Raw genomic sequence first — 22,900 nt, forward strand, 5'->3', positions numbered from 1 at the left:
ACGGGGGTTGCCGAGGCAGCGGTTTCCACCGCGCAGCGGCCTGCGCTTCTCAGCCCCGTTCACAGCTTGTTCAAGGCGCCTACGCGCTGATCGGCGCATGCCGTGTAGCCAAGCTCATCGACCATCCGCACCGCCATCCGTTCTTCGACTTTGACGAGGATGCACTGGAACACAGTGGGCGACTGCTCGTGACAGCCCTCGTTGGCGCGAACGTGGTCGCAGACGAAGCCCATCAACGCCCCACAGGCCGCCACGCCCTCAGTGCGGAAAGCCACCACGCAGCAGCCGTACAGGCTCGGCGTCCATACGCCGAATCAATGCCTCCAGCCCATCACCTTGGGCTGCCGACCGTTTTTCCACTGACGCGTCAGCGGGTGCCGTGAGGACCGTGCCCGAGCGGCAGACCAGGTCGTCCTCAGACCACGCCGTCTTGCCCGGCTGTCCACGGGCACGCAACCAGCCTGCGCGATCCACAATGAGCTGGTAGCCCGGCAGCTCTGCAACAGGCACACCCAGCACCAGGGCCAGAGTTTGGTTCACGGCTTCGGCCCCACCGTCGGGCCAGCACTCGACATCGGCGTCGGAGGCCGGAGGCCCCGCCACCAGCGTGACCAGGCGAGGGTCGTCGGCCAACGGTGGCACGCCCGGGCCTGCCACCGCCACGCGCACGCGCTGTCCCAGCAGATCGCGAGACTGCTGTGGACGCCCGCTGCGACAGTGCACGGCCATTCCGGGCAGGCGCACGGGGCGGTCCCAGGTGCCGGATTCGCGCAGCATCTGCCCGGCAGCGTGGGCCTGCAGGTAGTCCAGCACCTCCCAGATCTCTTGGTCGCGCAGTGCATTGCCCACACCGGGCATGGTCTGCACACCAACGCGGTTGTGCATGCCCTCGCGCACGCGCCAAAAAAGTTCACCATCGAGCCGCTTCCACAACAACGCTCCGTTCAGATTGGGTGGCCATTGCGCCAGTTGCGCAGCCTCGGCCCCCTCGCCCCGCCCGTCCGTGCCGTGGCAACGCACGCAGTGCTGTCGGTACACCGCCTGGCCGCGCACGATGCCAGTGGCCTCAAAGCCGGTGGGAGACTGGTGCAGGCTGGTGGGTACGGCGGGCGTCAGCAGCAGATGCGCCTGCGGCCAAGGGGCCAGCACCAGCACTGCGATGGCAGCCGCCCACAACGGAATTCGGGCACGCCGCCAGGGCAGCGACAGCCCCATGGCCAGCACCGCCACACCAGCACACAACAGCGACAGCAATACGCGCCGCGCGTGGCCGGCATCCACCACCAGCATTTCTGCGGCAATGCGGTAGCCCAGCGGCCACGCGGGCTGGCCGTGCAGGTCGGGCGCCGAGCCGACCAGATGCAGCAGCGCACGCAGGCCCTGTTGCGCGGCATACAGGCCTTCGAGCAGGCCGTTCAACAGTTCAGAAGACAAGGCAATGCACCACGGCCCAGCTACCAGCTTGCCGCCAGGCCGAGCAGCGCCAAGGCCTCGTGGCGCAAGGCCGCCAGGCGCGGATCACCCCGGTGGCGCGGGTACGGCAGGTCGTTGACCAGCACCTGCTTCACACGCGCAGGGCGGTCAGAGAACACCACCACGCGCTGCGCCATGAAGAGCGCCTCTTCCACATCGTGCGTGACCAGCAGCGCCGAAAAGCCCGCGCGTTGCCATAGCTGCACCAGCTCGGTCTGCATGGACAGGCGGGTGAGCGAATCGAGCTTACCCAGCGGTTCGTCAAGCACCAGCAAGGTGGGGTCGTTGACCAGTGCACGCGCCAGCGCCACGCGCTGCGCCATGCCACCCGAGAGCTGGTGCGGGAACGCCTTGGCAAAGTCTTGCAGGCCGACCAAGGCCAGCGCTTCGTCCACCCGGTGGCGCTGCGTGCGCAGGAGGCCGCGCGCCTGCAGGCCCAGGGCCACGTTGTCCCACACAGTGCGCCAGGGGAAGAGCGTGGGGTCCTGGAACACCACGATGCGCGAGGGATCGGGCTCGGTGATGGGTGCGCCGTCCTGCATCAGTTCACCCGTGGTGGCGGGCTCCAGCCCCGCTACCAGGCGCAGCAGCGTGCTCTTGCCGCAGCCGCTGGGGCCCAGCAACGCCACGAATTCGCCAGGGGCGATGGACAAATCCAGTTCGTCAATCACATGCAACGGGCCTGCGGGCAGGTCGAACCAGTGGCTCACATGGCGCACGTCGATGCGCGCGCCGGTTGCGCGTGTGGCTACACCCGGATCGTCACTCACAACAGCGCTCACCATTTCACCACCCCCTTCTGCCACGACAGCACCCGGTCGCGCAGCACGAACAGCAGGCTGATGACGCCCGAGAAAAGCAGCGCCATCACGATGAGCGCGGCATACATGTTGGGGTAGGCCGCCCAGCCCTGCGCCCAGGTCAGGTACCAGCCCAGGCCCGCCTTCACGCCCAGCATCTCGGCCACCACCAGGGTCGAAAACGCCGCGCCCAGGCCCATGAACAGGCCCACAAACACCTGCGGCAGAGCGGCAGGGATGGCCACACGCAGCACCAGGAACCAGGGCGATGCGCCCATGGTGCGCGCCACGTCATAAAAGTTCTTGTGCACCCCGGCCACGCCCGACCAGGTCAGGATGGCCACCGGGAAGGCTGTGCCCAGCGCAATCAAAAAGATCGCCGTGGACCAGCTCGACGGAAAGAAATAGAAGCTGACCGGCAACAGCGCCGTGGTGGGCACCGGGCCCAGGATGCGCAGCACCGGGTGGATCCAGTAGCTGGCCTGGCGCGACCAGCCGATCAGCACGCCGGTCACAAACCCCGCCGCCGCACCAATGGCAATGCCCAGGGCCAGCAGACGCAGCGAGGCCACCGCGCTTTCGAGCAGGCGCGGCGCGTCGGTGGCATACACCTCGACCAGGCTCTGAGGGGGAGCAAAAAACGGCGGTGGCAGCGTGCCCAGCTTGGCGGTGAACACCTCCCACACCAGCAGGCCCAGCGCGATCGCAATCAACCACGGACCGGCCGCGCGCACGCGGTGCACCGTGGCGCCCAACGGGCGGGCCAGGATCACCAACGCCAGCAGCAGCACCGACACCCCACCCGCGCCCCAGGCAAACTCTTCGGTGAATGCCCACTCGCTAAAGCCCGCTGGCTTGTTGGGCCACAGACCCGTGAGCAGGGCCAAGGCGGCCCATGCGATGGTGGCGGCAAGCCCCGTCCACCAAAAGCCCACGGACGCAGCGGCGGCCTTGAAGTCAGGCACCTTGACCGTGTGCACCGCCTGGGGCGGGCTCGGTGAGCGTGAAGACGATGTGGCGGGCCGGGGCGCGGCGCCAGGCGGCGCGCCCAGAATGTTGTCAGCGACGGTACTCATGAATGATGTCCTTGCACGGGTTGCATGGATGAATGAAGGGATTGCCGGGCTCAGGCAAGAACGTCCGCGTGGACGTGAGCGGCAAAACGCGCGGGGTCGGTGCTGGGCTTGAGCACGCCCACCAGCTTGAAGTCGCGGGCATAGAACTCGATCTCCTGCCGCAGCGCCGTGCCTACGGGGTGGCTGCGGTGCGTGAGCGTGCCCAACACCGCGCGCAGGTCTTCTTGCGGCACTTTGGAATATGGGCTGAAGATGCGTGCCGTTTCGTTGGGGTTGTCGGAAACGAAGTCCGAGGCCTCGATGATGGCGCGCGTGAGGGCTGCCGCCGTGCCTTTGTCGTTGCGCACCATGGCGCCGCTCACGCCCAGCACGCAGCAGGTTTTGGCGGCGTATTCGCCCGACAGGTTCGACGCCAGGTCCACCAGGCCCTTGGTACGGCGCTGGATGAGCAGCAGGTTGGGGTCGCCGTCGGCAATGGCCTGTGCCTCGCCCTTTTCCACCGCAAGGCCCAGCATGTCACCGGGGAATTGGCGCCAAACCACATCTTTCTCGGGGTTCAAGCCGGCCTTGGCCAGCAATACCGAGAAAAAATTCTTGCCAGGACTGTTGAGGTCCGAGACGGCAATGGTCTTGCCCTTGAGCTTTTGCAAGCTGGTCACGCCCGCCGCTTCGTAGCCCACCAAGCGTGAACAACCGCCATGCGAGCTGCCCACCAGCTTCACGTCAAAGCCCGACTCCAGCGGCTTGATCCAGCGGTGCACCATGCCCAGGCCCGCATCGGCCTTGGAGGTGGCAATGGTCTCCAGCAGTTGGTCGGTAGAGCCCGCAAAATTGATCAACTCGACCTTGAGGCCATGTTTTTCAAAAATACCCCGTTCGATGGCTACAGGGGCCGCAGAAAGGCAAATGGCATTGGCGTTCCACGCCAGCTTCACCTCACGCAGCTTGCCGGCAGCCAGCACATGGCTGCCCACCACACTGCCCACCCCCACCATGCTGGACGCGCCCGCCGCCTGCAACAGCTGCCGGCGCGTCCAGCGCCCTCCCACCCCACCTTGACCTTGAACCTTGCTCATGTTGTGCCCTTTTGGTTGTCAAATGCCGACCAGCGATGTGAATGCCTGGGTGCAGGCCAGCACAATCGCTACGATGGATTGGCATTGAACCGAGAGTTGCCCCGCAACAGAACGAAGAAAAACAGGGATGCATATGCAAAACACGCAGCACGCCAGAGGCCCAGACGCTGGTGCAATACCGGGCATGAGTTCATTGCCCACCCCATCGGCTCCACCCGCACAGCAGGGGGCCCCAACACCACACGCCTGCGCCACTTTGTGCAGCAACTGGCCACGCTGGTCGAGCGGGGCTTGCCCGAGGCCGACACCCTGTCCCAAGGCACCACACTGCTGGCTGCGCTGGTCGCCCACGACGACTGGCTGCCCGACGCCTATACCCAGCCAAACCCCGAGCGCTACCAGCAATACCTGCTGCATGCCGATGCGCTGGGGCGCTTTTCGGTGGTGAGTTTTGTGTGGGGTCCGGGACAGGCGACGCCCATCCACGACCACACGGTGTGGGGGCTGATCGGCATGCTGCGTGGCGCCGAGGATTCGCAGGCCTATGCCCGCACACCCGACGGCCGCTGGGCACCGCAAGGCGCGCCACTGCGGCTGCACCCGGGCCTGGTGGAGGCCGTATCGCCCAGCATTGGCGACGTGCACCGCGTGAGCAACGCCTGGGAAGGGCAGACCTCCATCAGCATCCACGTATATGGCGCCAACATCGGCGCGGTGCAGCGCAGCGTGTACCTGGAGGACGGCGCGAAGAAACCCTTCATTTCAGGCTACAGCAATACAACGCTACCCAACCTGTGGGATCTGTCTCGTAACCCCGCCACCGCTGCCTGACCCTGTTTTTCAAAGCCCCTTACGCCCCCGCACATGACCGTCACTCCCCTGCCCCAGACTTCATTCCACCAGGTCCGCGAGGCCCTGCTCGCTCGCCACGAAATCGCTCTGCTCGACGTGCGCGAGGAAGACCCGTTTGCCCAAAACCACCCGCTGTTCGCCGCCAACCTGCCCGCCAGCAAGATCGAACTGGACGCCTGGGCGCGCATTCCACGCCGCGACACTTTCATCGTGGTGTACGACAACGGCGAAGGCCTGGCCGAGCCCGCTGCGCGCAAGCTGCAGAAGCTGGGCTACACGCAGGTGACGCTGCTGGCCGGTGGCCTGCAGGGCTGGAGCGATGCGGGCGGCGAGCTGTTCATCGATGTGAACGTGCCCAGCAAATCGTTTGGCGAGCTGGTCGAATCGGTGCGCCACACGCCCTCGCTCGGCGCCGAAGAAGTGCAGGCCCTGATTGACGCCAACGCCGATGTGGTGGTGCTCGATGTGCGCCGCTACGATGAGTACCACACCATGAACATCCCCACCGGCGTGAGCGTGCCCGGTGCCGAGCTGGTGCTGCGTGCGCAGGCGCTCGCGCCCCACCCGGCCACGCAGATCATCGTGAACTGCGCGGGCCGCACGCGCAGCATCATCGGCACGCAATCACTGGTCAACGCGGGCATCCCCAACCCCGTGGCGGCGCTGCGCAACGGCACCATCGGCTGGCTGCTGGCCGGCCAGGCGCTAGAGCGCGGCGCCACCCGCCGCTTTGACCCCACCGTGCATGCCGACCGCGAGCGCGCCCCCCAGCAGGCGCGCAGCGTGGCCGACCGCGCGGGCGTACAACGCACAACGCAGGGCGACCTGGCGCGTTTCGCGGCCGAAGCGCAGCGCACCACCTACCTGCTGGACGTGCGCACGCCCGAGGAGTTTGCCGCGGGCCACCTGCCGGGCTTTCGCAACACACCCGGCGGCCAGCTGGTGCAAGAGACTGACCACACCGCGGCCGTGCGCGGCGCACGCATCGTTCTGATGGATGACGATGGCGTGCGCGCCAACATGAGTGCATCGTGGCTGGCGCAGATGGGCTGGGACGTGTGGGTGCTGGACGGCGCGCAGGCCGCCGACTTCAGCGAAACCGGTGCCGTGGCCAACACCGTGCCCGAGCCCGAGGGCCCTATTGCCTGGGCAACACCTGCACAGTTGGCAGGCTGGCTCAGGGAAGAAGCCCCCGGCCACACCGCCGTGCTGGACCTGACCACCAGCGCCCACTACACGCAGCGCCACATCCCCGGCGCGTGGTTCGTGATCCGCTCGCAACTGGCGCAGGCCGTGGCCAGCATTCCCAAGGCGCAGCGCTACGTGCTGACCTGCGGCAGCAGCCTGCTGGCGCACTATGCCGCGCAGGACCTGGCCCGCCTCACCGGCGCTGAGGTGCTGGTGCTGGAGGGCGGCACCCTGGCCTGGATTGCCCAGGGCCTGCCGCTGGAGCAAGGCGAAACCCGCCTGGCATCGCCCCGCATCGACCGCTACCGCCGCCCCTACGAGGGCACCGAGAGCCCGCGCGAGGCCATGCAGGCCTATCTGGACTGGGAGTTTGGGCTGGTGGAGCAACTGGGGCGCGACGGCACGCACGGGTTCCGGGTGATCTGATTTGCTCTACTTTTGATAGCTATCAGCGCATATTCTAAAAGCGCCTGGGGCCATTTTCATTCATAAATAACCCGAGAAGCGTCGCTCCCGGTGCGCCAGGCCGGGCAAGATACTGTGATTAAAATCAGTACCTTGCCAGCCTCGCACCCCCATGACGGCGCAACCCTCCTCCCCCCTTCCTATCACGCTCACCCGGTTTCACCGCACCCGCCTGATGCAGATCTGGCGCTCGGCGGGCTGGCCGTGCAAGGACGGGCTGGAGATCGATCTGCTGGCCGCCGGGCTGATTGCGCAGCACTCCACACCAGAGGGGTTTGAGACGCTCCAGCTCACCAACGATGGCATCCGCACGCTGGCCCTGGCACGCCAACGCAGCGTGCGTGCACTGAGCGCCCATGACCGACTGGGCCAGAAGTTTGCCGCGCAACTGCTGGCCAGCGGACGCATCGTATGGGCCGAGCTGTCGCTGCGCGCCGTGATCGAGGGCCCCGCCGCGCCACCCATCCCGCAAATGACCGCGCCCCACACCGCACCGGCCATGGCCCCGCTGTGGAGCGACGAGGACACCCCCACCGCCCGCGCCGCAGCCAACCTGTGGCGCATGGCGCGGCCCGATCTGTTTTCGGTGCGCAACACCTCGGTGCCTGCCTACCTGCAGCCCATGGTGCACGAGATCAAGTACAGCCGTGCCGACTTGCTGTCGGACCTGCGCCACGACGCCAAGCGCCAGGCCTACCAGTGGCTGTGCGAGGAGTGCTACTACGTCTTTCCTGCCGGCATCGCCGAGCCCGAAGAGATCCCTGAACACTTCGGTATCTGGGTACTGCATGGCGGTCTGGACGCAGGCCACTTCGAGCTGCTGCGCCCTGCACGCCACACACCCTGCACCCTGCCCTTTGCCGTGTGGCTGGCACTGTGCAAGGCCACACCGCTGCGCAGCGACGAAGACAAGGCCCAGGTCCAACTGGGTGACGCCGGCACACCGCCCCCCGGCACCCAAGCGCCATGACCTACACCGTGGCAGTGCGCGAGTTGTGCGAGTTCACCGCCAAGCAGGGCGACCTGGACCTGCGTTTTACGCCCGCACCGACGGCGCTGGAAGGCATTGCAGGCCACGCTGTGGCGGCAGCCCGCCGGGGTAAAGGCTACCGGGTCGAAGTGGCGCTGGCGGGCAGCTACCAAACCCTGCAGGTGCGCGGCCGTGCCGATGGGTACGACCCTGAGGCGCAGCGCATCGACGAGGTCAAAACCTTCAAGGGGCGGCTGGACCGCCAGCCCGCATCGCACCGCCGCCTGCACTGGGCGCAGGCCAAGGTGTATGGCTGGCTGCTTTGCCAGCAAGAGCAGCTGGCGCACATCGACGTGGCGCTGGTCTACCTGGATGTGGGCACGCAGCAAGAGACGGTGCTCACCGAACGCTGCAGTGCCGACGCCCTTTGCCAGCATTTCGAGGCGCAGTGCCAGCGTTTTCTGACCTGGGCCGAAGCGCAGATGACGCACCGAGCAGCGCGCGACGCAGCGCTGTGCACACTGACGTTTCCGTTTGGCGGGTTTCGCACCGGGCAGCGCCCGCTGGCCGAGGCGGTGTACAAGGCCGCCACCGCCGGGCGCTGCTTGCTGGCGCAGGCGCCCACGGGCATTGGCAAGACCATGGGCACGCTGTTCCCGCTGCTCAAGGCGGCGCCTGCGCAGCGCATCGACAAGGTGTTTTTTCTGGCGGCCAAAACGTCGGGGCGGCAAACGGCGCTGGATGCGCTGACCCGCCTGGCACACAGCGCCCCCCATCTGCCGCTGCGCGTGCTGGAGCTGGTGGCGCGCGACAAAGCGTGTGAATACCCTGCCAACGCCTGCCACGGCGAATCGTGCCCTCTGGCCCAAGGCTTTTACGACCGCTTGCCCGCTGCCCGCGCTGCTGCGGTCGCGCAAGGGGGCGCCCCTTGGCACCAGGCCCAGGTTCGCGAGGTGGCCCTGCAACACCAGGTCTGCCCCTACTACCTGAGCCAGGAACTCGCGCGCTGGGCTGACGTGGTGGTGGGCGACTACAACTACTACTTTGACATGGGCGGCCTGCTGCACGGCCTGGCCCAGGCCAACCAGTGGCGCACCGCACTGCTGGTGGATGAGGCCCACAACCTGGTGGAACGCGGCCGCAAGATGTACACCGCCGAGTTGCGCCCCACCGCATTGGCCGAAGCACGCCGCAGCCCCACAGCCACACGCCACGCACCTGTCAAAAAGGCATTGGACAAGGTGCGCCGCCAGTGGGTAGCGCTGGACAAGGCACAAACCAGTGCCTACGCCGTGCACGACGCCTTCCCCGACAAACTGCTCGCCGCGCTGCAGCAGTGCGGCAGCACGCTGACCGAACACTTTGCAGAGCACCCCACCGAGCCCGACCCAGCGCTGCAGGCCTTTTACTTTGATGCGCTGCACATGGTGCGCATGGCCGAGCTGCTGGACAGCCATTCAATGGTGGACGTCACGCAGCCGACCAAGCCCACCACGGGATACAACCGCAAAGCGGCTGCACCGGGCGATTCGCTGGTCTGCATTCGCAACGTGGTGCCCGCGCCGTTTCTGCAACCCAAGCTGGCGGCTGCACACACCAGCACATTGTTTTCAGCCACGCTGCAGCCCGCGCGCTACTACGCCGATTTGCTAGGTTTGCCTGAGGATCATCTGTGGGTGGATGTCGAATCGCCCTTTGCTGCGGCGCAATTGCAGGTGCAGGTGGCGCGCCACATCTCTACGCGCTACCCGCATCGCAGCGCCTCGCTGGCGCCCATCGTGGCGCTGATGGCGCGGCAGTTTCAAATGCACCCCGGCAACTACCTGGCGTTCTTCAGCAGTTATGACTACCTGCAGCAGGTGGCCGCGCTGTTTGCGCAGCACCACCCCGATGTGCCGCACTGGTGCCAGTCGCGCCGCATGCTGGAGGCCGAGCAGCGCGAGTTTTTAGGCCGTTTGACGGATACCAGCCAGGGCATTGCCTTCGCGGTGCTGGGCGGCGCGTTTGCTGAGGGCATCGACCTGCCTGGCAATCGGCTGATCGGCGCATTTTTGGCCACACTGGGGCTGCCGCAGGTCAACCCGGTCAACGAGCAGATCCGCGAGCGCATGCAGGCACTGTTTGGCGCGGGGTATGACTACACCTACCTGTACCCCGGCCTGCAAAAGGTGGTGCAGGCCGCCGGGCGGGTGATACGCACGCCCAGCGACGAGGGGGTGGTGCACCTGATGGACGACCGGTTTGGGCAGGCACAGGTGCAGGCGCTGCTGCCCGCGTGGTGGCGGGCGTAAAAAAAGGCCGATCACCCTGGGGTGACCGGCCTTGCAAAGCCACCGAAGTGGCATACAGAGAGTCAATCGTCAGAACACCGCTGAATCGCCCCCGCGATGTTGCTGGCACCAGTGCGTGAAGTGCAGCACATCGGGGGCTGGTTCAGCGTTGCCTTAGCTGGCGGCAGGCGCCACCACCAGTTCCTTGGCTTTGCCACGCTGGCGGAAGAACCCAAAGGTCTGCCACAGGATGAACGCTGCGATCAGGCTGATCAACGTGCCGCTGATGGGCCGGTTCACGAACACGTCGAAGCTGCCGCGCGACAGCAGCATGGCGCGGCGGAAGTTCTCTTCCAGCATGGGGCCCAGAATGAAGCCCAGCATGAGTGGCGAGGGGTCCATCTCCAGCCGCATGAACAGGTAGCCCAGCGCACCAAACGCCACGGTGATGAAGACGTCATCGAGGTTGTTGTTGATGCTGTAGGTGCCGATGCAGCAGAAGAACAGGATCGCCGGGAACAACACGTTGTACGGGATCTTGAACACCGACAGCCAGTAGCGCACCAGCGGCACGTTCAGGATCAGCAGGAAGCAGTTGCCGATCCACATGCTGGCCACCAGGCCCCAGAACAGCTCGGGGTGACCGGCAATCATGTTGGGGCCGGGCTGGATGCCCTTGATGATGAAGGCCGCCATCATCAGCGCCATCACCGCGTTCTCAGGGATACCGATACTCATCAGCGGGATGAAGCTGGTGCGTGCAGCCGCTTCGTCGGCAGCGGCCTGACCCGCCACGCCTTCGATGCAGCCTGTACCGATCTCGTGGCGGTATTTGCTGACCTTCTTGTCCAGCGCGTAGGCCGCAAACTGGGCAATGACCGGGCCACCGCCGGGCAAGATGCCCAGGATGGAGCCCACCACGCTGCCACGCAGCGCGCTGGGGATGATGCGCTTGAACTCAGGCCAGGTGGGGATCAGCTTGATCTTGCCGTTGAAGGGCGAACGCTCTTCGCGCGCGTCCAGGTTCTTGGTGATCTCGGCAATACCGAAGCAACCCAGTGCAATGCTCACAATGCCCACGCCATCCGCCAGGAAAGGTGCATCCCAGGTAAAGCGCGCAAGGCCACTGTTGACGTCGGTGCCGATAGAGCCCAGCAGCACGCCCACCATGCACATGGCCAGGCCATTGAGCAAACTGCCGGTGGTGACAAAGCTCACGCACACAAAACCCACCAGCATCAGCGCGCAATAGTCGGCCGGTCCAAACAGGAAGGCCACCTCGCCCAGGCTGGGCGCCAGAAACGCCAGCACCACAATGGCCACCGTGCCACCAATGAAGCTGGACACCCCGGCAGTGAACAAGGCAAGGCCCGTTTTGCCTTTGAGCGTCATCTGGTAACCATCGATACACGCCACGATGGAGCTGGCGTGCGGGATCTTCATGGTGATCGCGCTCACGCTATCGCCATACTGCGCGCCGTAGTAGATGCCCGCCAGCATGATGAGCGCGCCGGTGGTGTCGATCGAATACGTCAGTGGCAGCAGCAGGCTGATGGTGGCCAGTGGCCCCAGGCCCGGCAGCAGGCCCACCAGAGTGCCCACGGTGCAGCCCAGGGCGCAGAACATCAGGTTCTGCAGGGTCAGTGCGTGGCTGAAGCCAAACGCGAGGTTGTTGAGAACTTCCATGGCAGCGACCTCAGTACAGCGGCAGGCTCACGCCCAGCAGCTTTTGGAATGCAAACGCAATGCCGACCAGCACCGCAGCGATCTTGAGGTTGCGCTTCCACGAGTACGACGCACCCGCAAACCCCGAGCAGAACACCAGAAACACGATGCCGGCAATCATGTTCACAAAGTGCGACAGTGCCGCAAACCCGCACAGGCTGCCCAGGATGATGGCAATGTTGCGCACTTGGAAGTCCATGGGCACAGGCGCCACCAAGCGCGCGCGCACCACGGTGATGGCGCCGATGGCAAACAGCATGCAGCTGACGATGAACGGGAACATCCCGGGCCCGGCGCGGCCGAGCGACCCCAGCGAGTAGCCCATCGACGGCAGGCCAAAGCCCAGCGCCAGGGCCATGAGGGCAAAGCCTCTGACTAGATTGCGGTTGATCATGAAAAGTGTGTCTCCTGAAAGGCTGAACGACCCCGCTGGGCTGCACCCGTGGCGCACAGGGCTGGGGTATGCTGACGAGAGGACTATCCCCACCCAACCTGATCGCTGGCTGATCTTGGCCATGCGTAATTTCACGTAGAACCAGCCCCCTCCATGCGACTCCTTTTGGTGGAAGACGACCCCGTGCTCAGCCGCACCATGGCCCAGGGCCTTGAAAACGCAGGCCATCGCGTCGAGCGGGCCTGCACCGTGGAGGAGGCCCAGCACTGGTGGGCTGTGCAGACCTTCGATGCCGTGCTTCTGGACCTCAACCTGCCCCACGCCGCACACGCGCGCAGTGGCCTGGGCAGCGGCCTGACGGCGCTGCGCGGCGCCCGTGCACGCGGCGACCGAACCCCCGTGCTGGTACTAAGCGCACGCGACAGCACCGAAGAGCGCATCGCCGGGCTGGACGCGGGCGCCGACGACTACCTGGGCAAGCCCTATGAACTCAAGGAGGTCGAGGCCCGCCTGCGCGCGCTGCTGCGTCGCGCCAGTGGCACGGCCGATCTGGTGGCCGTGGGCCAGTTGGTGCTTGACCGACAGGCACGCCGCTTCAGCGTGGCAGGGCGGCCCCTGGAGTTGCCCGCACGCGAGTTCGATCTGCTGTGGGAGCTGATGACGCCACCGGGCCGTGTGCTCAGCAAGGGCGATCTGTCCCAGCGCCTGTCGGACGCAGGCGAGGCACTGGGCGAGAACGCGCTGGAGGCGTCCTTCTCGCGGCTGCGGCGCAAGATCGCCGACAGCGGCGCCGCCATACGCACGCTGCGCGGACTGGGCTATGTGCTGGAGGACGATGCCGGCCGGTCCTGATGCAGGCCTCACGGCCCGCCAGCGCCCCCCCGCGTTGCGCCAGCGTATCGGGCGCCATGTGCTGCTGTCGCTGGTGCTGATCTGGGCACTGGGGAGCGCCGTAGTGCTGGGCGTGGGCAACCATTTTGTGACCGAGGCCTTCGACCGCGCGCTGCTGGACGACGCCCATGCGCTGGCGGCCCATGTGCGCAGTGGCGACAGCGATCCGCTGCGGCTGGACCTGACACCGCGCGAGGTCGGGCTGCTGCGGTTCGACCAGAGCGAGACAGTATGGTTTGCGGTGTACGGCCCCGACGGCGCCTTTGTGGCGGGCGACCGTGACGTTGCTACCGCGAGCGTGGCGACCGGGGCCGCACATGAGTTCTCGAACCTCGCGCGCGACGGACGCGAACTGCGCCGCGTGAGCCTGCACATCGATGGCCCTCCCACATTCACCGTGGTCATGGCCCAAACCACCGCCGAGCGCACGCACCTGCTGCGCAGGTTGCTGGTGTATTCAGGCCTTGCGCAGTTGTGGCTGCTGGTGGTGCTGGGTTCACGGTTGCTGCGCGGCATCGAACGCGACCTGCGCCCGCTGACCGATCTGCAGGACGCCATGGACCGCCGCGACGCCGCCGACCTGCAGCCGTTGCCCGAGGCACTCACGCGCCAGGCGGGCACACGCGACGTACAGCACCTGGGCGAGGCACTGGATGGCCTGCTGGCGCGCGTGCAGCAAAGCCTGCATGCGCAGCGCGAATTTGCAGGCAACGTGGCCCATGAGCTGCGCACCCCCCTGGCGGGCATCCGCGCACAAGCCGCCCATGCCCTCGCGCACAACGATCCCTCTGTCTGGCGCAGCGAACTCGAAGGAATCGCCCAGGCCGAGCAACGCGCCAGCCGCACGGTGGATCAGTTGCTGGCACTGGCACGTGCCGCAGAAGGGGGTATTGCGCTGACGCTGCAGACGATGGCACTGGACACCCTGGTTCGAGACATCGTTCTGCGGTTTGTGCCACGCGCCGACGCACTCAGTGTGGACCTGGGCGCCGAGGGCCTGGACAAGACCGTGGAGGTGCATGGCAACGCCGCACTGATCGAGGGCATTCTGAACAACCTGCTGGACAACGCCCTGCGCTACGGACGCGGCAGCCCCCCTTGCATCACAGTGGCCCTGCATACCACGCAAGACCACGCCGTGCTCACGGTGACCGACAACGGCCCCGGCATCGACTCCGCGCTGGCAGAGCACCTGCATCAGCGCTGGGCACAGGGCGAACAGGGCTTGCGCCTGGGTCAAGGTGCGGGGCTGGGGCTCTCCATCGTGGCGCGTTACGCAGAGCTTCTGGGAGGCCGACTCGCCCTCGCCAATGCCGAGGGCTCAACAGCGCACAGCCCCCACGGGTTGGTTGCCAGTGTCTGGCTGCCGTTGGCCCGGCCTGTCGTCAGCGATCCCGTTCTCGTAGCTTGACACACATCAAGGCAGACCACCGCTGCGCACGGTCACAATCCCCCCGTGCAAAGCATCTCCAGCCCCCTCCCCATGCCCCGTCGGCCACACCTTCCACGGACGGTGTTCACGGCACTCGCACTCTCCGCGTTCGCGCTGGCAGGCTGTGACAACACCGCCGACAAAACCGCTGCGGCAGCCGCTGCACCCAATGCCACCGAGGCCGCTTTTGACGCCATCGTCGCCCGCTGCACGCAGTCAGTGGCCGACAGAACACCCACGGTGCGCGCCGGTGATAACGGCCAATGGGTCAAGGTAGGTCATAGCCCGGCCCTAGTGCAGCGCGAGGTCACCCGCACCGAATCGCCCATCACCCCCTATGTCGGCAAAATTGTCATCAAGGACAACGAGGCGCGCGCCACCGCCACGACCGAGGCCGAGGCCCGTGCGATCACCCTCACGCCTGCCCACCTGCTGTCCAACCGCACGCACACCTTCGTCTACAGCTTTGATGGCGAGGCGTGGCGCTGGAACAATGGATCTCTTTTCACCAAAACACCTTCGCAGAGCGACACCACGGTGGCACTCACTCTGGCCGAGGTCTCGGCAACGGGCACAGGGTTTGGGGGCTGCCTGCCGCACTGATATTGCTATTTATTTTGCAGCATATAGCGCTTGATTCATGGGCGCTACAAGCCATTTTTAGGAAAATTTCGATGCGCATCACCGCATCGTTCTATTCGCAGCTCGCTCCAGGCGCGCTTTGCTGAACCGCTTTTTCCACCGCCTCCCGCGTGAGCGTCGGCACAAAGCTCTCGACAAAGTGGTACGCATACCCGCGCAGCCAAGCGCCCCGGCGCAGGCCCAGGCGCGTGAGGTTGACCTCGAACAGATGCCCGGCATCGATGAGGCGCAGGTGCCTGTCGCGCTCGGCGTCTACCGCGATCGAGGCCACGATGCCCACGCCCATGTCCAGCTCTACATAGGTCTTGATCACATCGGCGTCCATGGCAGTGAGCACAATGTCGGGCGCGATGCCCGCACGGGCAAAGGCCTCGTCGATGTGCGCACGGCCGGTGTAGCCCAGCTCGTACGTGATGATGGGGTATTGCGCCAGTTGCTCCAGCGTCACAGGCCCCTCCAGCTCCAGCAGGCGATGGCCCGGTGGCACCACGATGCTGTGCGTCCAGCGGTAGCACGGCAGGGTGACCAGCGCGTCGTAGCCCGCCAGCGCCTCGGTGGCCACGCCGATGTCGGCCTCACCGGACAACAGCATCTCTGCCACCTGGCGCGGCGAGCCCTGATGCAGGTGCAGCGACACCTGGGGAAACAATGCACGAAAGTCGCGCACCACCTGCGGCAAGGCATAACGCGCCTGCGAGTGTGTGGCAGCCACCGACAGGCGCCCCTGCGCGCTGTCGCTGAAGTCCTGCCCCGCGCGCTTGAGGTTGTCGGCCTCCAGCAGCAGGCGCTCTACCGTGGGCAGCAGCGCCTCGCCCGGTGGTGTAAGGCCGGTCAGGCGTTTGCCTGCGCGCACAAAAATCTCCACGCCCAGTTCCTCCTCCAATTCGCGGATCTGGCGGCTGACGCCGGGCTGCGAGGTGTGCAGCATGTGGGCCACCTCGGTGAGGTTGAAACCCCGTCGCACGGTTTCACGCACGGAGCGCAATTGCTGAAAATTCATGAGAGATGCCCGTCGCTGGTCCACGCCCCCACAGCGGGGCCTCAGTACGGCGCCAGCCTTCAGGGCGGCTGGCGTCAGTTACTCTATTTTTGATAGCTACTAGCGCTTATTGAATAAGCGCCAGAGCCATTTTTTAATGATTTTTAGTGCAGCTGCCCTCTCACAGCTTGGCGATCGACACCTCCGTGGACTTGACCAGTGCGACAACATCCGAGCCCACCACCAGGGCCAGGTCGTCCACCGAGCGGGTGGTAATGACCGAGGTGACGATGCCCCAAGGGGTTTCGACATCGACCTCAGACACCACATCACCGCGAATGATCTCGCGCACTTTGCCCTTGAACTGGTTGCGAACGTTGATGGCTTGAATGGACATGGGGTTCTCCTTGAAAGTCCGTTGAAAAAAAGAAATCTGCAAAAACAAACACAAAAAACAGAAAGATCAGACCGCCCAGCGCAGGCCATGCGCAGGCACCCCCGGCCACACCGGCTCGTGGGCGGGTGCCACATCGGGCTTTTGCAGCACGCGGTCGAGGATGCGTTTTTCGATGGCGGCAAACGCGGCATCGCCGTGGGATCGGGGGCGTGGCAGGTCGATGCGCTGGTCCAGCGCGATCTGGCCGTCTTCGATCAGGATCACGCGGTCGGCCAGGGCCACCGCCTCCTGCACGTCGTGCGTGACCAGCAGTGCCGTGAAGCCGCTGCTGCGCCACAGGCCTTCGATGAGTCGGTGCATCTCGATGCGCGTCAACGCATCAAGCGCGCCCAGGGGTTCATCCAGCAGCAGCAGGCGCGGGTTGTGCACCAGGGCACGGGCCAGGGCCACACGCTGGCGCTGGCCGCCGGACAGGCGCGCGGGCCATTCGCCCAGGCGGTCGCCCAGGCCCACACGGGCCAGCACGTCGGCCGCTGCACCGCGCTGCGCAGTCGGCAGGCCCAGGGCCACGTTGTCGGCCACACGCTTCCAGGGCAGGAGGCGCGAGTCCTGGAACATGATGCGGGTGTCGTCACTCAGGCCGGTGATGTCCTTGCCGTCGAGGCGGATGGCCCCACCCGAGACAGATTCCAGCCCCGCCACCAGGCGCAGCAGGGTGCTCTTGCCACAGCCGCTGCGGCCCACGATGGCGACGAACTGGCCGGGCTCGATGACAAGTTCGGTCTTCTTGAGCACATCACGTGTGCCATAGCGCTTGTCCACGCCACGCACTTCCAGGCGCACGCCTTGTGCCGATGGGGTGTTGGTTGTTGTCATGGTGTCAGGCCCCGGGTTTGAACAACGGCACGTCCAGCGCATTCACGCGCTTGGGCAGCAGCTTCTCGGCCAGAAAGGCGTCGGCAATGCGCTGCTGCTCGGCCAGCGCGGCAGGCACTACCGCCCGCACTTCATAGCTGCGGCGGCTGTTGGCCAGCTCGATCACATCAGCATCCAGCCCCCACACGGGCGCCAGCAGCGCGGCAGCGTCCTTGGGGCTTTGCTTGACCCAGACACCCGCCTTTTGCAGCTCGTTGAAGAACACGCGCAACACATCGGGCCGGGCCTGGGCGTACGTGGTGCCTGCCAGGTAGTAGCGCTGGTACGCGGCCAGATCGCGCCCATCGGCCAACACCCGCACGGCCGATTGTTTTTGTACAGCAGCCAGGAACGGATCCCACACCACCCAGGCGTCGATGGCACCACGCTCGAACGCGGCGCGGCCGTCGGCGGGTGTGAGGTAGGCGGGCTCGATGTCCTTGAACGAGAGCCCTGCTTTCTCGAGCACCGCAATCAACAGAAAGTGCACGCCAGCGGCCTTGGCAAAGCCGATCTTCTTGCCCTTGAGATCGGCCACGGTCTTGATCGGCGAATCCGCACGCACGACGATGGCCTGGGCGGAGGGAGACGGCGACTCCTGGGCCACAAAGGTCAACTGCGCACCAGCGGCCTGGGCAAACACGGGCACGGTGTCTGCCACGTCGGCGCTCACGTCGATGTTGCCCAGGTTCAGGGCTTCGAGCAGCGGCAGGCCGCTGGTGAACTCGTGCCAGCTCACCTTGACGTTGAGCGGTGAGAGCAACTGCTCCAGCGTGCCGCGCGTGCGCAAAATGGTGGTGAGCGTGGACGACTTTTGCAAGCCGATGCGGAGCACCTCGGGCTTGCTGCCCTGGGCCCGCGTCAGGCCACTGGACAGCGCGGAAAACGCTGCCAGCGCCCTGAGCGCATGGCGCCGGTGGATGGAGAAAATTGCAGACATGGTGACGGGATCTCTGGGGCGAATGGTTTGGAATGGGGAGAGATGAAGCGCGATGCAACGCCGGTTACGCAGACTGATAGCCGGGATGCCAGCGCAGCCAGTAGCGCTCCAGCCCCTTGGCAAACACGTCGGCCAACTTGCCCAGCAGCGCGTACAGCAGGATGCCCACCAGCACGATGTCGGTCTGCAAAAACTCGCGGGCATTCATCGTGAGGTAGCCGATGCCGGCCTGGGCGGAGATGGTCTCGGCCACGATCAGGATCACCCACATCAGGCCCAGCGAGAAGCGCAGCCCCACCAGAATGCTGGAGAGCGCCCCCGGCAGAATGATCTGGCGGTACAGCTGCCAGCGTCCCAGTCCGTAGGTACGCCCCATCTCGATGAGGCCCGGGTCCACGTTGCGAATGCCGTGAAACGTATTGAGGTAGATGGGGAAGAACACCGACACGCTGATGAGGAACAGCTTGGCCGACTCGTCGATGCCAAACCACAGGATCACCAGCGGGATGAGTGCCAGCGCCGGGATATTGCGCACCATCTGGATGGTGGAGTCCAGCAACGTCTCGAACAGCCTGACCGAACCGGTGAGCAGACCCAGCAGCAGCCCCAGGCCGCCACCAATGGCCAGTCCGGCCAAGGCGCGGCCGGCGCTGACCTTGACGTGTGTCCACAGCTCGCCCGATGCGGCGAGGGTCCACGCGGCCTTGACGACCTCAACAGGCGCGGGCAGCACGCGGGTCGACAGCCAGCCTTGCGACGAGGCAATTTGCCACAACACGATGAGCGCCATGGGCACCGCCCAGGGCAACAGGCGCTGTGCAACGTTGGCAAGAAAGCGGACCACCGGCGCGGGGAGCAACGGCCCCTCGATGGGCAGGTCTACGGAGTCGGCCACAGGGGATACCTGCAGCTCTCTGGCGATGTGGGTCATGGGAGGGTTCGCTTTCAATCTACGGTTCAGCTTTGCGATGCACGCGGCACAAAGTCGTTGGCCACGGTTTCACCAAATGGGCCCAGCGGGTTGCCGCCCGCGAGCTTCTCGCGCACACCGAGTGGCAGCAGCGGGAACACCAGCTCGGCAAAGCGGTAGGCCTCTTCAAGGTGCGGATAGCCGGAGAGCACGAAGTGGTCGAGCCCCAGGGCGGCATATTCCTGGATGCGCGCTGCCACCGTTGCTTGGTCGCCCACCAGGGCCGTGCCAGCGCCGCCACGCACCAGTCCCACGCCAGCCCACAGGTTGGGGCTGATCTCCAGGTCTTTGCGGCTGCGGCGAACACCCCCTGCGTGCAGCGCGGCCATGCGGCGCTGGCCCTCGGAATCCATGCGCGCAAAAACGGCCTGGGCACGCGCCACAGTGACGTCGTCCACATGGCTGATGAGCTCCTCGGCAGCGGCCCAGGCTTGTTCCTCGGTTTCGCGCACGATGACGTGCAGGCGGATGCCGAATTTCACGGTGCGGCCGCGCTTTGCGGCGCGGGCGCGCACATCGGCGACCTTCCTTCCCACCTCAGCGGGCGGCTCGCCCCAGGTCAGGTAGGTCTCTACCTGCTCGGCCGCCAGGTCATGTGCAGCATCGGAGGAACCCCCGAAAAACACTGGCGGGTGGGGCTGCTGCAGCGGCGGAAACAAGAGCTTGGCACCTTTCACCGTGAGATGTTTGCCTTCGTAGTCGAAGGCTTCTCCGTGGTGGCTGCGCGTGAGGATCTCGCGCCAGATGCGGATGAACTCGGCCGATTGCTCATAGCGCGTGGCATGGTCCAGGAACACGCCATCGCCCTCCAGCTCGGCCTGATCGCCCCCGGTCACGAGGTTGATGAGCAAGCGCCCCCAGAGAGGCGGTCGAACGTGGCCGCCATGCGCGCGGCCAGCGCGGGCTGGTGCAGGCCAGGGCGCACGGCCACCAGGAACTTGAGTTTCTTGGTGACAGCAATCAGGCTGGATGCCACCACCCACGGGTCTTCGCAAGAGCGGCCGGTGGGGATCAGCACGCCTTCATAGCCCAGGCTGTCAGCGGCCACGGCCACCTGCTGCAGATAGTCAATGCTGAGCTGGCGTGCGCCTTGGGCAGTGCCCAGATACCGGCTGTCGCCGTGGGTAGGAATGAACCAGAAAATTTGCATGGAACAGGTCTTTTTTAGAGGGCAATGGCCAGAAGCTCAGTACGAGATGGCAAAGCCGAACTGGGGAGCTTGTTGTGTGGCACGGCGCTGCGGGGCGCTAAGCCCCCAGGCGGTGGCCGTGACGCACAGAACGCGTCGCAGCTGGGTGTGCAACGGGAAAGGCAGGGGCGCAGGCATGGGGGCTCCTTGGGGTACGGGTTACAACAAATCAACCGGCGCCGCGTGCAGCAGGTTGAGCTTCTTGGGAATCAGCTTCAGGTCGAAAAAGGTGTCGGCAATGCCTTGCTGTTCCGCCAGGATCTCGCGGGTGACCGGGGCGGTGCCAAACCGTGCGCGGTTCAGGTACAGCTCGGTGATGGACTTGTCCAAACCCAGCACGGCCGACAGCTCAGCCGCTGCGGCGGCCTTGTTCTTCGAGGCCCAGGTGTCGATGGCGTTGACCTCTTCAATCGCAATGCGCAACACATCGGAGTTTTGGGTGGCGAAGTCGCGTGAGGTGAAGTAATACGCGCGGTTGTTGACCACCCCTGTGGCATCGGCCAGCAGGCGGGCATCGAGCGTTTTTTGGGCAGCGGCGAGGAACGGGTCCCAGATGATCCAGGCATCGACCGCACCCTTTTCAAAGGCGGCCCTTGCATCGGCCGGCGCCAAAAAGACGGACTGCACATCGCCGTACTTCAGGCCATTTTTCTCCAGCAGCTTGACCAGGAAATACTGCACGTTAGAGCCCTTGTTGTAGGCCACGCGTTTGCCCTTGAGGTCGGCCACGCTGCGGATGGGCGAATCCTTGGGCACGATCACGGCCTCCAGCGCAGGGCGTGGCACGGTGGCGCCCGCATACACCAGTGGCGCACCAGCGGCCTGGGCAAAGATGGGAGGCGCTTCGCCCACATCGCCGAAGTCGATGGAGCCCACGTTGAGCGCTTCGAGCTGCACGGGACCTGCGTTGAACTCGGTCCAACTGACCTTGACACCCAGCGGTGCCAGGCGCTTTTCGAGCGTGCCACGGCCCTTGAGGATGGAGAGCCAGCCCTTCTGGTGGCCCACGCGCAGCACACGGCTGGGCACCGGGTTCGGTGTTTGTGCCAAGGCCGAGGCGCCGAGGGCTGCGGTGGCCAGGCCGCAGAGCAGTGCCTGGCGGCGGCGAAGGGAGAAATGCGTAGGCATGGTGAGATGTCTTTCTGAAAATCGGGTCACAAAAGGGGCCGAGTGCGTGGGATTCAGCCCACGGCAGGTGCTACCGGCATGAGCAAAAAGGCGCCAATCACCACGAGCGACGCCACCACCAGCAAGGCGATACCCAGCCAGCGCAGCGCATCGCGCAGGCCCAGGGGACGGCCCCCGGACAGGTCTTGCGCTGGCACCTTTGGCTGTGCGGGCAGATGGATTGCGTCACCGGACATGAAGAACACCTTTTTTCTGCGGGTAGAGAACGGGCAACAGCCCACCCTGCCCGCACTCAGCGGGCAACACCAGGAAACAAACGGGGATGGAAAACGAGAAAAGAGCGCGGGCACCAACCGCCAAGGCTGGGGGCGCCCATTGCGTCAGACGCTACATCGCACCTGCGAAAAATGCACCGGCGCAAACCGCGTGGCCTGGGCCGGCGATGGGCGCAGGGTTTCGGTCACGAGCACGTTGACAGCGTCGTCCAGCCGCGTGGAAATGTCATCGTTCAGGTGGTAGGCCCCTTCGGGCGTCAAGGTGACCTGCGCGTCCGTGGCATAGATGCCCGGCAGGATGCTCTTGGCGCCCAGCGACTGCAGCACTGGGCGCAGCGCGTAGTCCAACGCCAGCATGTGGTGCGGGCTGCCACCGGTGGCCAGAGGCAACACGACCTTGCCCTTGAGAGCGGTCTGCGGCAACAGGTCCAGAAAGACCTTGAGTACGCCGCTGTAGGCCGCCTTGTAGACCGGAGTGGCCACCACTAGCACGCGGGCCTGGGCCACCTGGTCGATAGCGCCCACCACCGTGGGGTGCCCAAAGTCAGCGAGCAGCAGCGCTTGGGGCGACAGGTCGCGGATGTGGATGCGATCCACCAGCGCACCACGCACCGACAGGCGCTGGGCCACGGCATCCAGCAAAGCAGCGGAGCGGGAACGCTCGGAAGGGCTGCCAGCAATGAGCAAGGCGGACATGATGGAATCCTTTACTACATTTTTGATAGCTTCCAGCGCTTTATGGATAAGCGCTAGAGGCCGATTTCTTATAAAAACGAATGTGCGGCACCCGTCCCGCCGTTTCAGGCAAGGTTTGTCGAGGCTGGGGGCCGGGGCTCTACCCGCCGCTCAGGCG

23 protein-coding genes and 1 pseudogene are annotated in these 22,900 nt (G+C 65.6%); 7 read left to right on the forward strand and 17 right to left on the reverse strand.

All coding sequences use genetic code 11. The features are described from left to right. Positions 1-59 precede the first annotated feature (59 nt). From CLU85_RS23010 to CLU85_RS13325, 5 genes are read right to left on the reverse strand one after another with little or no spacing between them, the layout of a single operon-like run. Positions 60-275: a hypothetical protein gene (locus CLU85_RS23010; protein WP_157803964.1), complete on the reverse strand. Its 216-nt coding sequence runs from the start codon at positions 273-275 to the stop codon at positions 60-62. Beyond that, positions 259-1,434 (reverse strand): cytochrome c, encoded by a 1,176-nt coding sequence (locus tag CLU85_RS13310; protein WP_100410673.1) that lies wholly within the window; start codon positions 1,432-1,434, stop codon positions 259-261. The genes CLU85_RS23010 and CLU85_RS13310 overlap by 17 nt, the downstream gene beginning before the upstream one ends. A gap of 20 nt (positions 1,435-1,454) precedes the next feature. Beyond that, positions 1,455-2,258 carry an ABC transporter ATP-binding protein gene (locus tag CLU85_RS13315; RefSeq protein WP_100410674.1) on the reverse strand — a complete coding sequence of 268 codons (804 nt, stop codon included), beginning with the start codon at positions 2,256-2,258 and terminating at the stop codon, positions 1,455-1,457. Continuing rightward, on the reverse strand, positions 2,252-3,349 hold the full coding sequence (locus tag CLU85_RS13320) for an ABC transporter permease (protein WP_100410675.1): 1,098 nt from the start codon (positions 3,347-3,349) through the stop codon (positions 2,252-2,254). Before CLU85_RS13320 ends, CLU85_RS13315 begins: the two co-directional genes overlap by 7 nt. 50 nt (positions 3,350-3,399) lie before the next feature. Next, positions 3,400-4,425: an ABC transporter substrate-binding protein gene (locus tag CLU85_RS13325; protein WP_100410676.1), complete on the reverse strand. Its 1,026-nt coding sequence runs from the start codon at positions 4,423-4,425 to the stop codon at positions 3,400-3,402. 204 nt (positions 4,426-4,629) lie between these two features. On the opposite strand from CLU85_RS13325, the gene CLU85_RS13330 reads away from it, so the two are divergent. The 4 genes from CLU85_RS13330 to CLU85_RS13345 all read left to right on the forward strand — a co-directional run bounded on the left by CLU85_RS13330 (position 4,630) and on the right by CLU85_RS13345 (position 10,191). Further along, positions 4,630-5,256 carry a cysteine dioxygenase gene (locus tag CLU85_RS13330; protein ID WP_100412546.1) on the forward strand — a complete coding sequence of 209 codons (627 nt, stop codon included), beginning with the start codon at positions 4,630-4,632 and terminating at the stop codon, positions 5,254-5,256. A 33-nt stretch (positions 5,257-5,289) separates the two neighbouring features. After that, complete coding sequence (locus CLU85_RS13335) at positions 5,290-6,891, forward strand: rhodanese-related sulfurtransferase (protein ID WP_100410677.1); 1,602 nt, start codon at positions 5,290-5,292, stop codon at positions 6,889-6,891. Positions 6,892-7,042: 151 nt separating this feature from the next. Next, positions 7,043-7,900 (forward strand): hypothetical protein, encoded by an 858-nt coding sequence (locus CLU85_RS13340; RefSeq protein WP_369858215.1) that lies wholly within the window; start codon positions 7,043-7,045, stop codon positions 7,898-7,900. Continuing rightward, positions 7,897-10,191, forward strand: a complete 2,295-nt coding sequence (locus CLU85_RS13345) for an ATP-dependent DNA helicase (RefSeq protein ID WP_100410678.1) — start codon at positions 7,897-7,899, stop codon at positions 10,189-10,191. Before CLU85_RS13340 ends, CLU85_RS13345 begins: the two co-directional genes overlap by 4 nt. Positions 10,192-10,344: 153 nt before the next feature. Here CLU85_RS13345 and CLU85_RS13350 read toward each other — a convergent pair whose 3' ends face one another. Together CLU85_RS13350 and CLU85_RS13355 are read right to left on the reverse strand one after the other, a co-directional pair. Next, positions 10,345-11,856, reverse strand: coding sequence for a tripartite tricarboxylate transporter permease (locus CLU85_RS13350; RefSeq protein ID WP_100410679.1), 1,512 nt, complete (start codon positions 11,854-11,856; stop codon positions 10,345-10,347). A gap of 10 nt (positions 11,857-11,866) precedes the next feature. Next, positions 11,867-12,289: a tripartite tricarboxylate transporter TctB family protein gene (locus CLU85_RS13355; protein ID WP_100410680.1), complete on the reverse strand. Its 423-nt coding sequence runs from the start codon at positions 12,287-12,289 to the stop codon at positions 11,867-11,869. Positions 12,290-12,442: 153 nt separating this feature from the next. Here CLU85_RS13355 and CLU85_RS13360 point away from each other — a divergent pair, with 153 nt between their 5' ends. From CLU85_RS13360 to CLU85_RS13370, 3 genes are read left to right on the forward strand one after another with little or no spacing between them, the layout of a single operon-like run. Continuing rightward, entirely contained in the window at positions 12,443-13,141 is a 699-nt protein-coding gene (locus tag CLU85_RS13360; RefSeq protein ID WP_100410681.1) for a response regulator transcription factor, read from the forward strand. Beyond that, positions 13,125-14,591: a sensor histidine kinase gene (locus tag CLU85_RS13365; RefSeq protein ID WP_100410682.1), complete on the forward strand. Its 1,467-nt coding sequence runs from the start codon at positions 13,125-13,127 to the stop codon at positions 14,589-14,591. The genes CLU85_RS13360 and CLU85_RS13365 overlap by 17 nt, the downstream gene beginning before the upstream one ends. A 45-nt stretch (positions 14,592-14,636) precedes the next feature. Further along, positions 14,637-15,215 carry a hypothetical protein gene (locus CLU85_RS13370; protein ID WP_232727824.1) on the forward strand — a complete coding sequence of 193 codons (579 nt, stop codon included), beginning with the start codon at positions 14,637-14,639 and terminating at the stop codon, positions 15,213-15,215. A 91-nt stretch (positions 15,216-15,306) separates the two neighbouring features. Here the strand turns inward: CLU85_RS13370 and CLU85_RS13375 are convergent, their stop codons facing one another. The 10 genes and pseudogenes from CLU85_RS13375 to ssuE all read right to left on the reverse strand — a co-directional run bounded on the left by CLU85_RS13375 (position 15,307) and on the right by ssuE (position 22,743). After that, on the reverse strand, positions 15,307-16,254 hold the full coding sequence (locus CLU85_RS13375; protein ID WP_100410684.1) for a CysB family HTH-type transcriptional regulator: 948 nt from the start codon (positions 16,252-16,254) through the stop codon (positions 15,307-15,309). Between the two features lie 160 nt (positions 16,255-16,414). Then, positions 16,415-16,630, reverse strand: coding sequence for a molybdopterin-binding protein (locus tag CLU85_RS13380; protein ID WP_056168199.1), 216 nt, complete (start codon positions 16,628-16,630; stop codon positions 16,415-16,417). A gap of 66 nt (positions 16,631-16,696) precedes the next feature. Beyond that, positions 16,697-17,506, reverse strand: a complete 810-nt coding sequence (locus CLU85_RS13385; RefSeq protein ID WP_100410685.1) for an ATP-binding cassette domain-containing protein — start codon at positions 17,504-17,506, stop codon at positions 16,697-16,699. 4 nt (positions 17,507-17,510) lie between these two features. After that, positions 17,511-18,485: an aliphatic sulfonate ABC transporter substrate-binding protein gene (locus CLU85_RS13390; RefSeq protein WP_100410686.1), complete on the reverse strand. Its 975-nt coding sequence runs from the start codon at positions 18,483-18,485 to the stop codon at positions 17,511-17,513. A 64-nt stretch (positions 18,486-18,549) separates the two neighbouring features. Next, positions 18,550-19,416: an aliphatic sulfonate ABC transporter permease SsuC gene (ssuC, locus tag CLU85_RS13395; protein WP_100410687.1), complete on the reverse strand. Its 867-nt coding sequence runs from the start codon at positions 19,414-19,416 to the stop codon at positions 18,550-18,552. A 26-nt stretch (positions 19,417-19,442) separates the two neighbouring features. After that, positions 19,443-20,605: pseudogene (ssuD, locus tag CLU85_RS13400) on the reverse strand (FMNH2-dependent alkanesulfonate monooxygenase). A gap of 36 nt (positions 20,606-20,641) precedes the next feature. After that, positions 20,642-20,782: a hypothetical protein gene (locus CLU85_RS23135; protein ID WP_198509190.1), complete on the reverse strand. Its 141-nt coding sequence runs from the start codon at positions 20,780-20,782 to the stop codon at positions 20,642-20,644. 21 nt (positions 20,783-20,803) lie between these two features. Then, positions 20,804-21,772: a sulfonate ABC transporter substrate-binding protein gene (locus tag CLU85_RS13405; RefSeq protein ID WP_100410688.1), complete on the reverse strand. Its 969-nt coding sequence runs from the start codon at positions 21,770-21,772 to the stop codon at positions 20,804-20,806. A 53-nt stretch (positions 21,773-21,825) separates the two neighbouring features. After that, complete coding sequence (locus CLU85_RS13410) at positions 21,826-22,008, reverse strand: hypothetical protein (protein WP_157803965.1); 183 nt, start codon at positions 22,006-22,008, stop codon at positions 21,826-21,828. A 144-nt stretch (positions 22,009-22,152) separates the two neighbouring features. Beyond that, positions 22,153-22,743: an NADPH-dependent FMN reductase gene (gene ssuE / locus CLU85_RS13415; protein ID WP_100410690.1), complete on the reverse strand. Its 591-nt coding sequence runs from the start codon at positions 22,741-22,743 to the stop codon at positions 22,153-22,155. Positions 22,744-22,900 lie beyond the last annotated feature (157 nt).

It is taken from the genome of Acidovorax sp. 69 (assembly GCF_002797445.1).
GTDB lineage: Bacteria > Pseudomonadota > Gammaproteobacteria > Burkholderiales > Burkholderiaceae_C > Acidovorax.

Excerpts from the sequence above, each read along its gene's own strand:
- CLU85_RS13315 (WP_100410674.1), bottom strand. The coding sequence starts at position 2,258 with ATGGTGAGCGCTGTTGTGAGTGACGATCCGGGTGTAGCCACACGCGCA.
- CLU85_RS13320 (WP_100410675.1), bottom strand. The coding sequence starts at position 3,349 with ATGAGTACCGTCGCTGACAACATTCTGGGCGCGCCGCCTGGCGCCGCG.
- CLU85_RS13325 (WP_100410676.1), bottom strand. The coding sequence starts at position 4,425 with ATGAGCAAGGTTCAAGGTCAAGGTGGGGTGGGAGGGCGCTGGACGCGC.
- CLU85_RS13335 (WP_100410677.1), top strand. The coding sequence starts at position 5,290 with ATGACCGTCACTCCCCTGCCCCAGACTTCATTCCACCAGGTCCGCGAG.
- CLU85_RS13340 (WP_369858215.1), top strand. The coding sequence starts at position 7,043 with ATGACGGCGCAACCCTCCTCCCCCCTTCCTATCACGCTCACCCGGTTT.
- CLU85_RS13345 (WP_100410678.1), top strand. The coding sequence starts at position 7,897 with ATGACCTACACCGTGGCAGTGCGCGAGTTGTGCGAGTTCACCGCCAAG.
- CLU85_RS13350 (WP_100410679.1), bottom strand. The coding sequence starts at position 11,856 with ATGGAAGTTCTCAACAACCTCGCGTTTGGCTTCAGCCACGCACTGACC.
- CLU85_RS13355 (WP_100410680.1), bottom strand. The coding sequence starts at position 12,289 with ATGATCAACCGCAATCTAGTCAGAGGCTTTGCCCTCATGGCCCTGGCG.
- CLU85_RS13360 (WP_100410681.1), top strand. The coding sequence starts at position 12,443 with ATGCGACTCCTTTTGGTGGAAGACGACCCCGTGCTCAGCCGCACCATG.
- CLU85_RS13365 (WP_100410682.1), top strand. The coding sequence starts at position 13,125 with ATGCCGGCCGGTCCTGATGCAGGCCTCACGGCCCGCCAGCGCCCCCCC.
- CLU85_RS13375 (WP_100410684.1), bottom strand. The coding sequence starts at position 16,254 with ATGAATTTTCAGCAATTGCGCTCCGTGCGTGAAACCGTGCGACGGGGT.
- CLU85_RS13380 (WP_056168199.1), bottom strand. The coding sequence starts at position 16,630 with ATGTCCATTCAAGCCATCAACGTTCGCAACCAGTTCAAGGGCAAAGTG.
- CLU85_RS13385 (WP_100410685.1), bottom strand. The coding sequence starts at position 17,506 with ATGACAACAACCAACACCCCATCGGCACAAGGCGTGCGCCTGGAAGTG.
- CLU85_RS13390 (WP_100410686.1), bottom strand. The coding sequence starts at position 18,485 with ATGTCTGCAATTTTCTCCATCCACCGGCGCCATGCGCTCAGGGCGCTG.
- ssuC (WP_100410687.1), bottom strand. The coding sequence starts at position 19,416 with ATGACCCACATCGCCAGAGAGCTGCAGGTATCCCCTGTGGCCGACTCC.
- CLU85_RS23135 (WP_198509190.1), bottom strand. The coding sequence starts at position 20,782 with ATGCCTGCGCCCCTGCCTTTCCCGTTGCACACCCAGCTGCGACGCGTT.
- CLU85_RS13405 (WP_100410688.1), bottom strand. The coding sequence starts at position 21,772 with ATGCCTACGCATTTCTCCCTTCGCCGCCGCCAGGCACTGCTCTGCGGC.
- CLU85_RS13410 (WP_157803965.1), bottom strand. The coding sequence starts at position 22,008 with ATGTCCGGTGACGCAATCCATCTGCCCGCACAGCCAAAGGTGCCAGCG.
- ssuE (WP_100410690.1), bottom strand. The coding sequence starts at position 22,743 with ATGTCCGCCTTGCTCATTGCTGGCAGCCCTTCCGAGCGTTCCCGCTCC.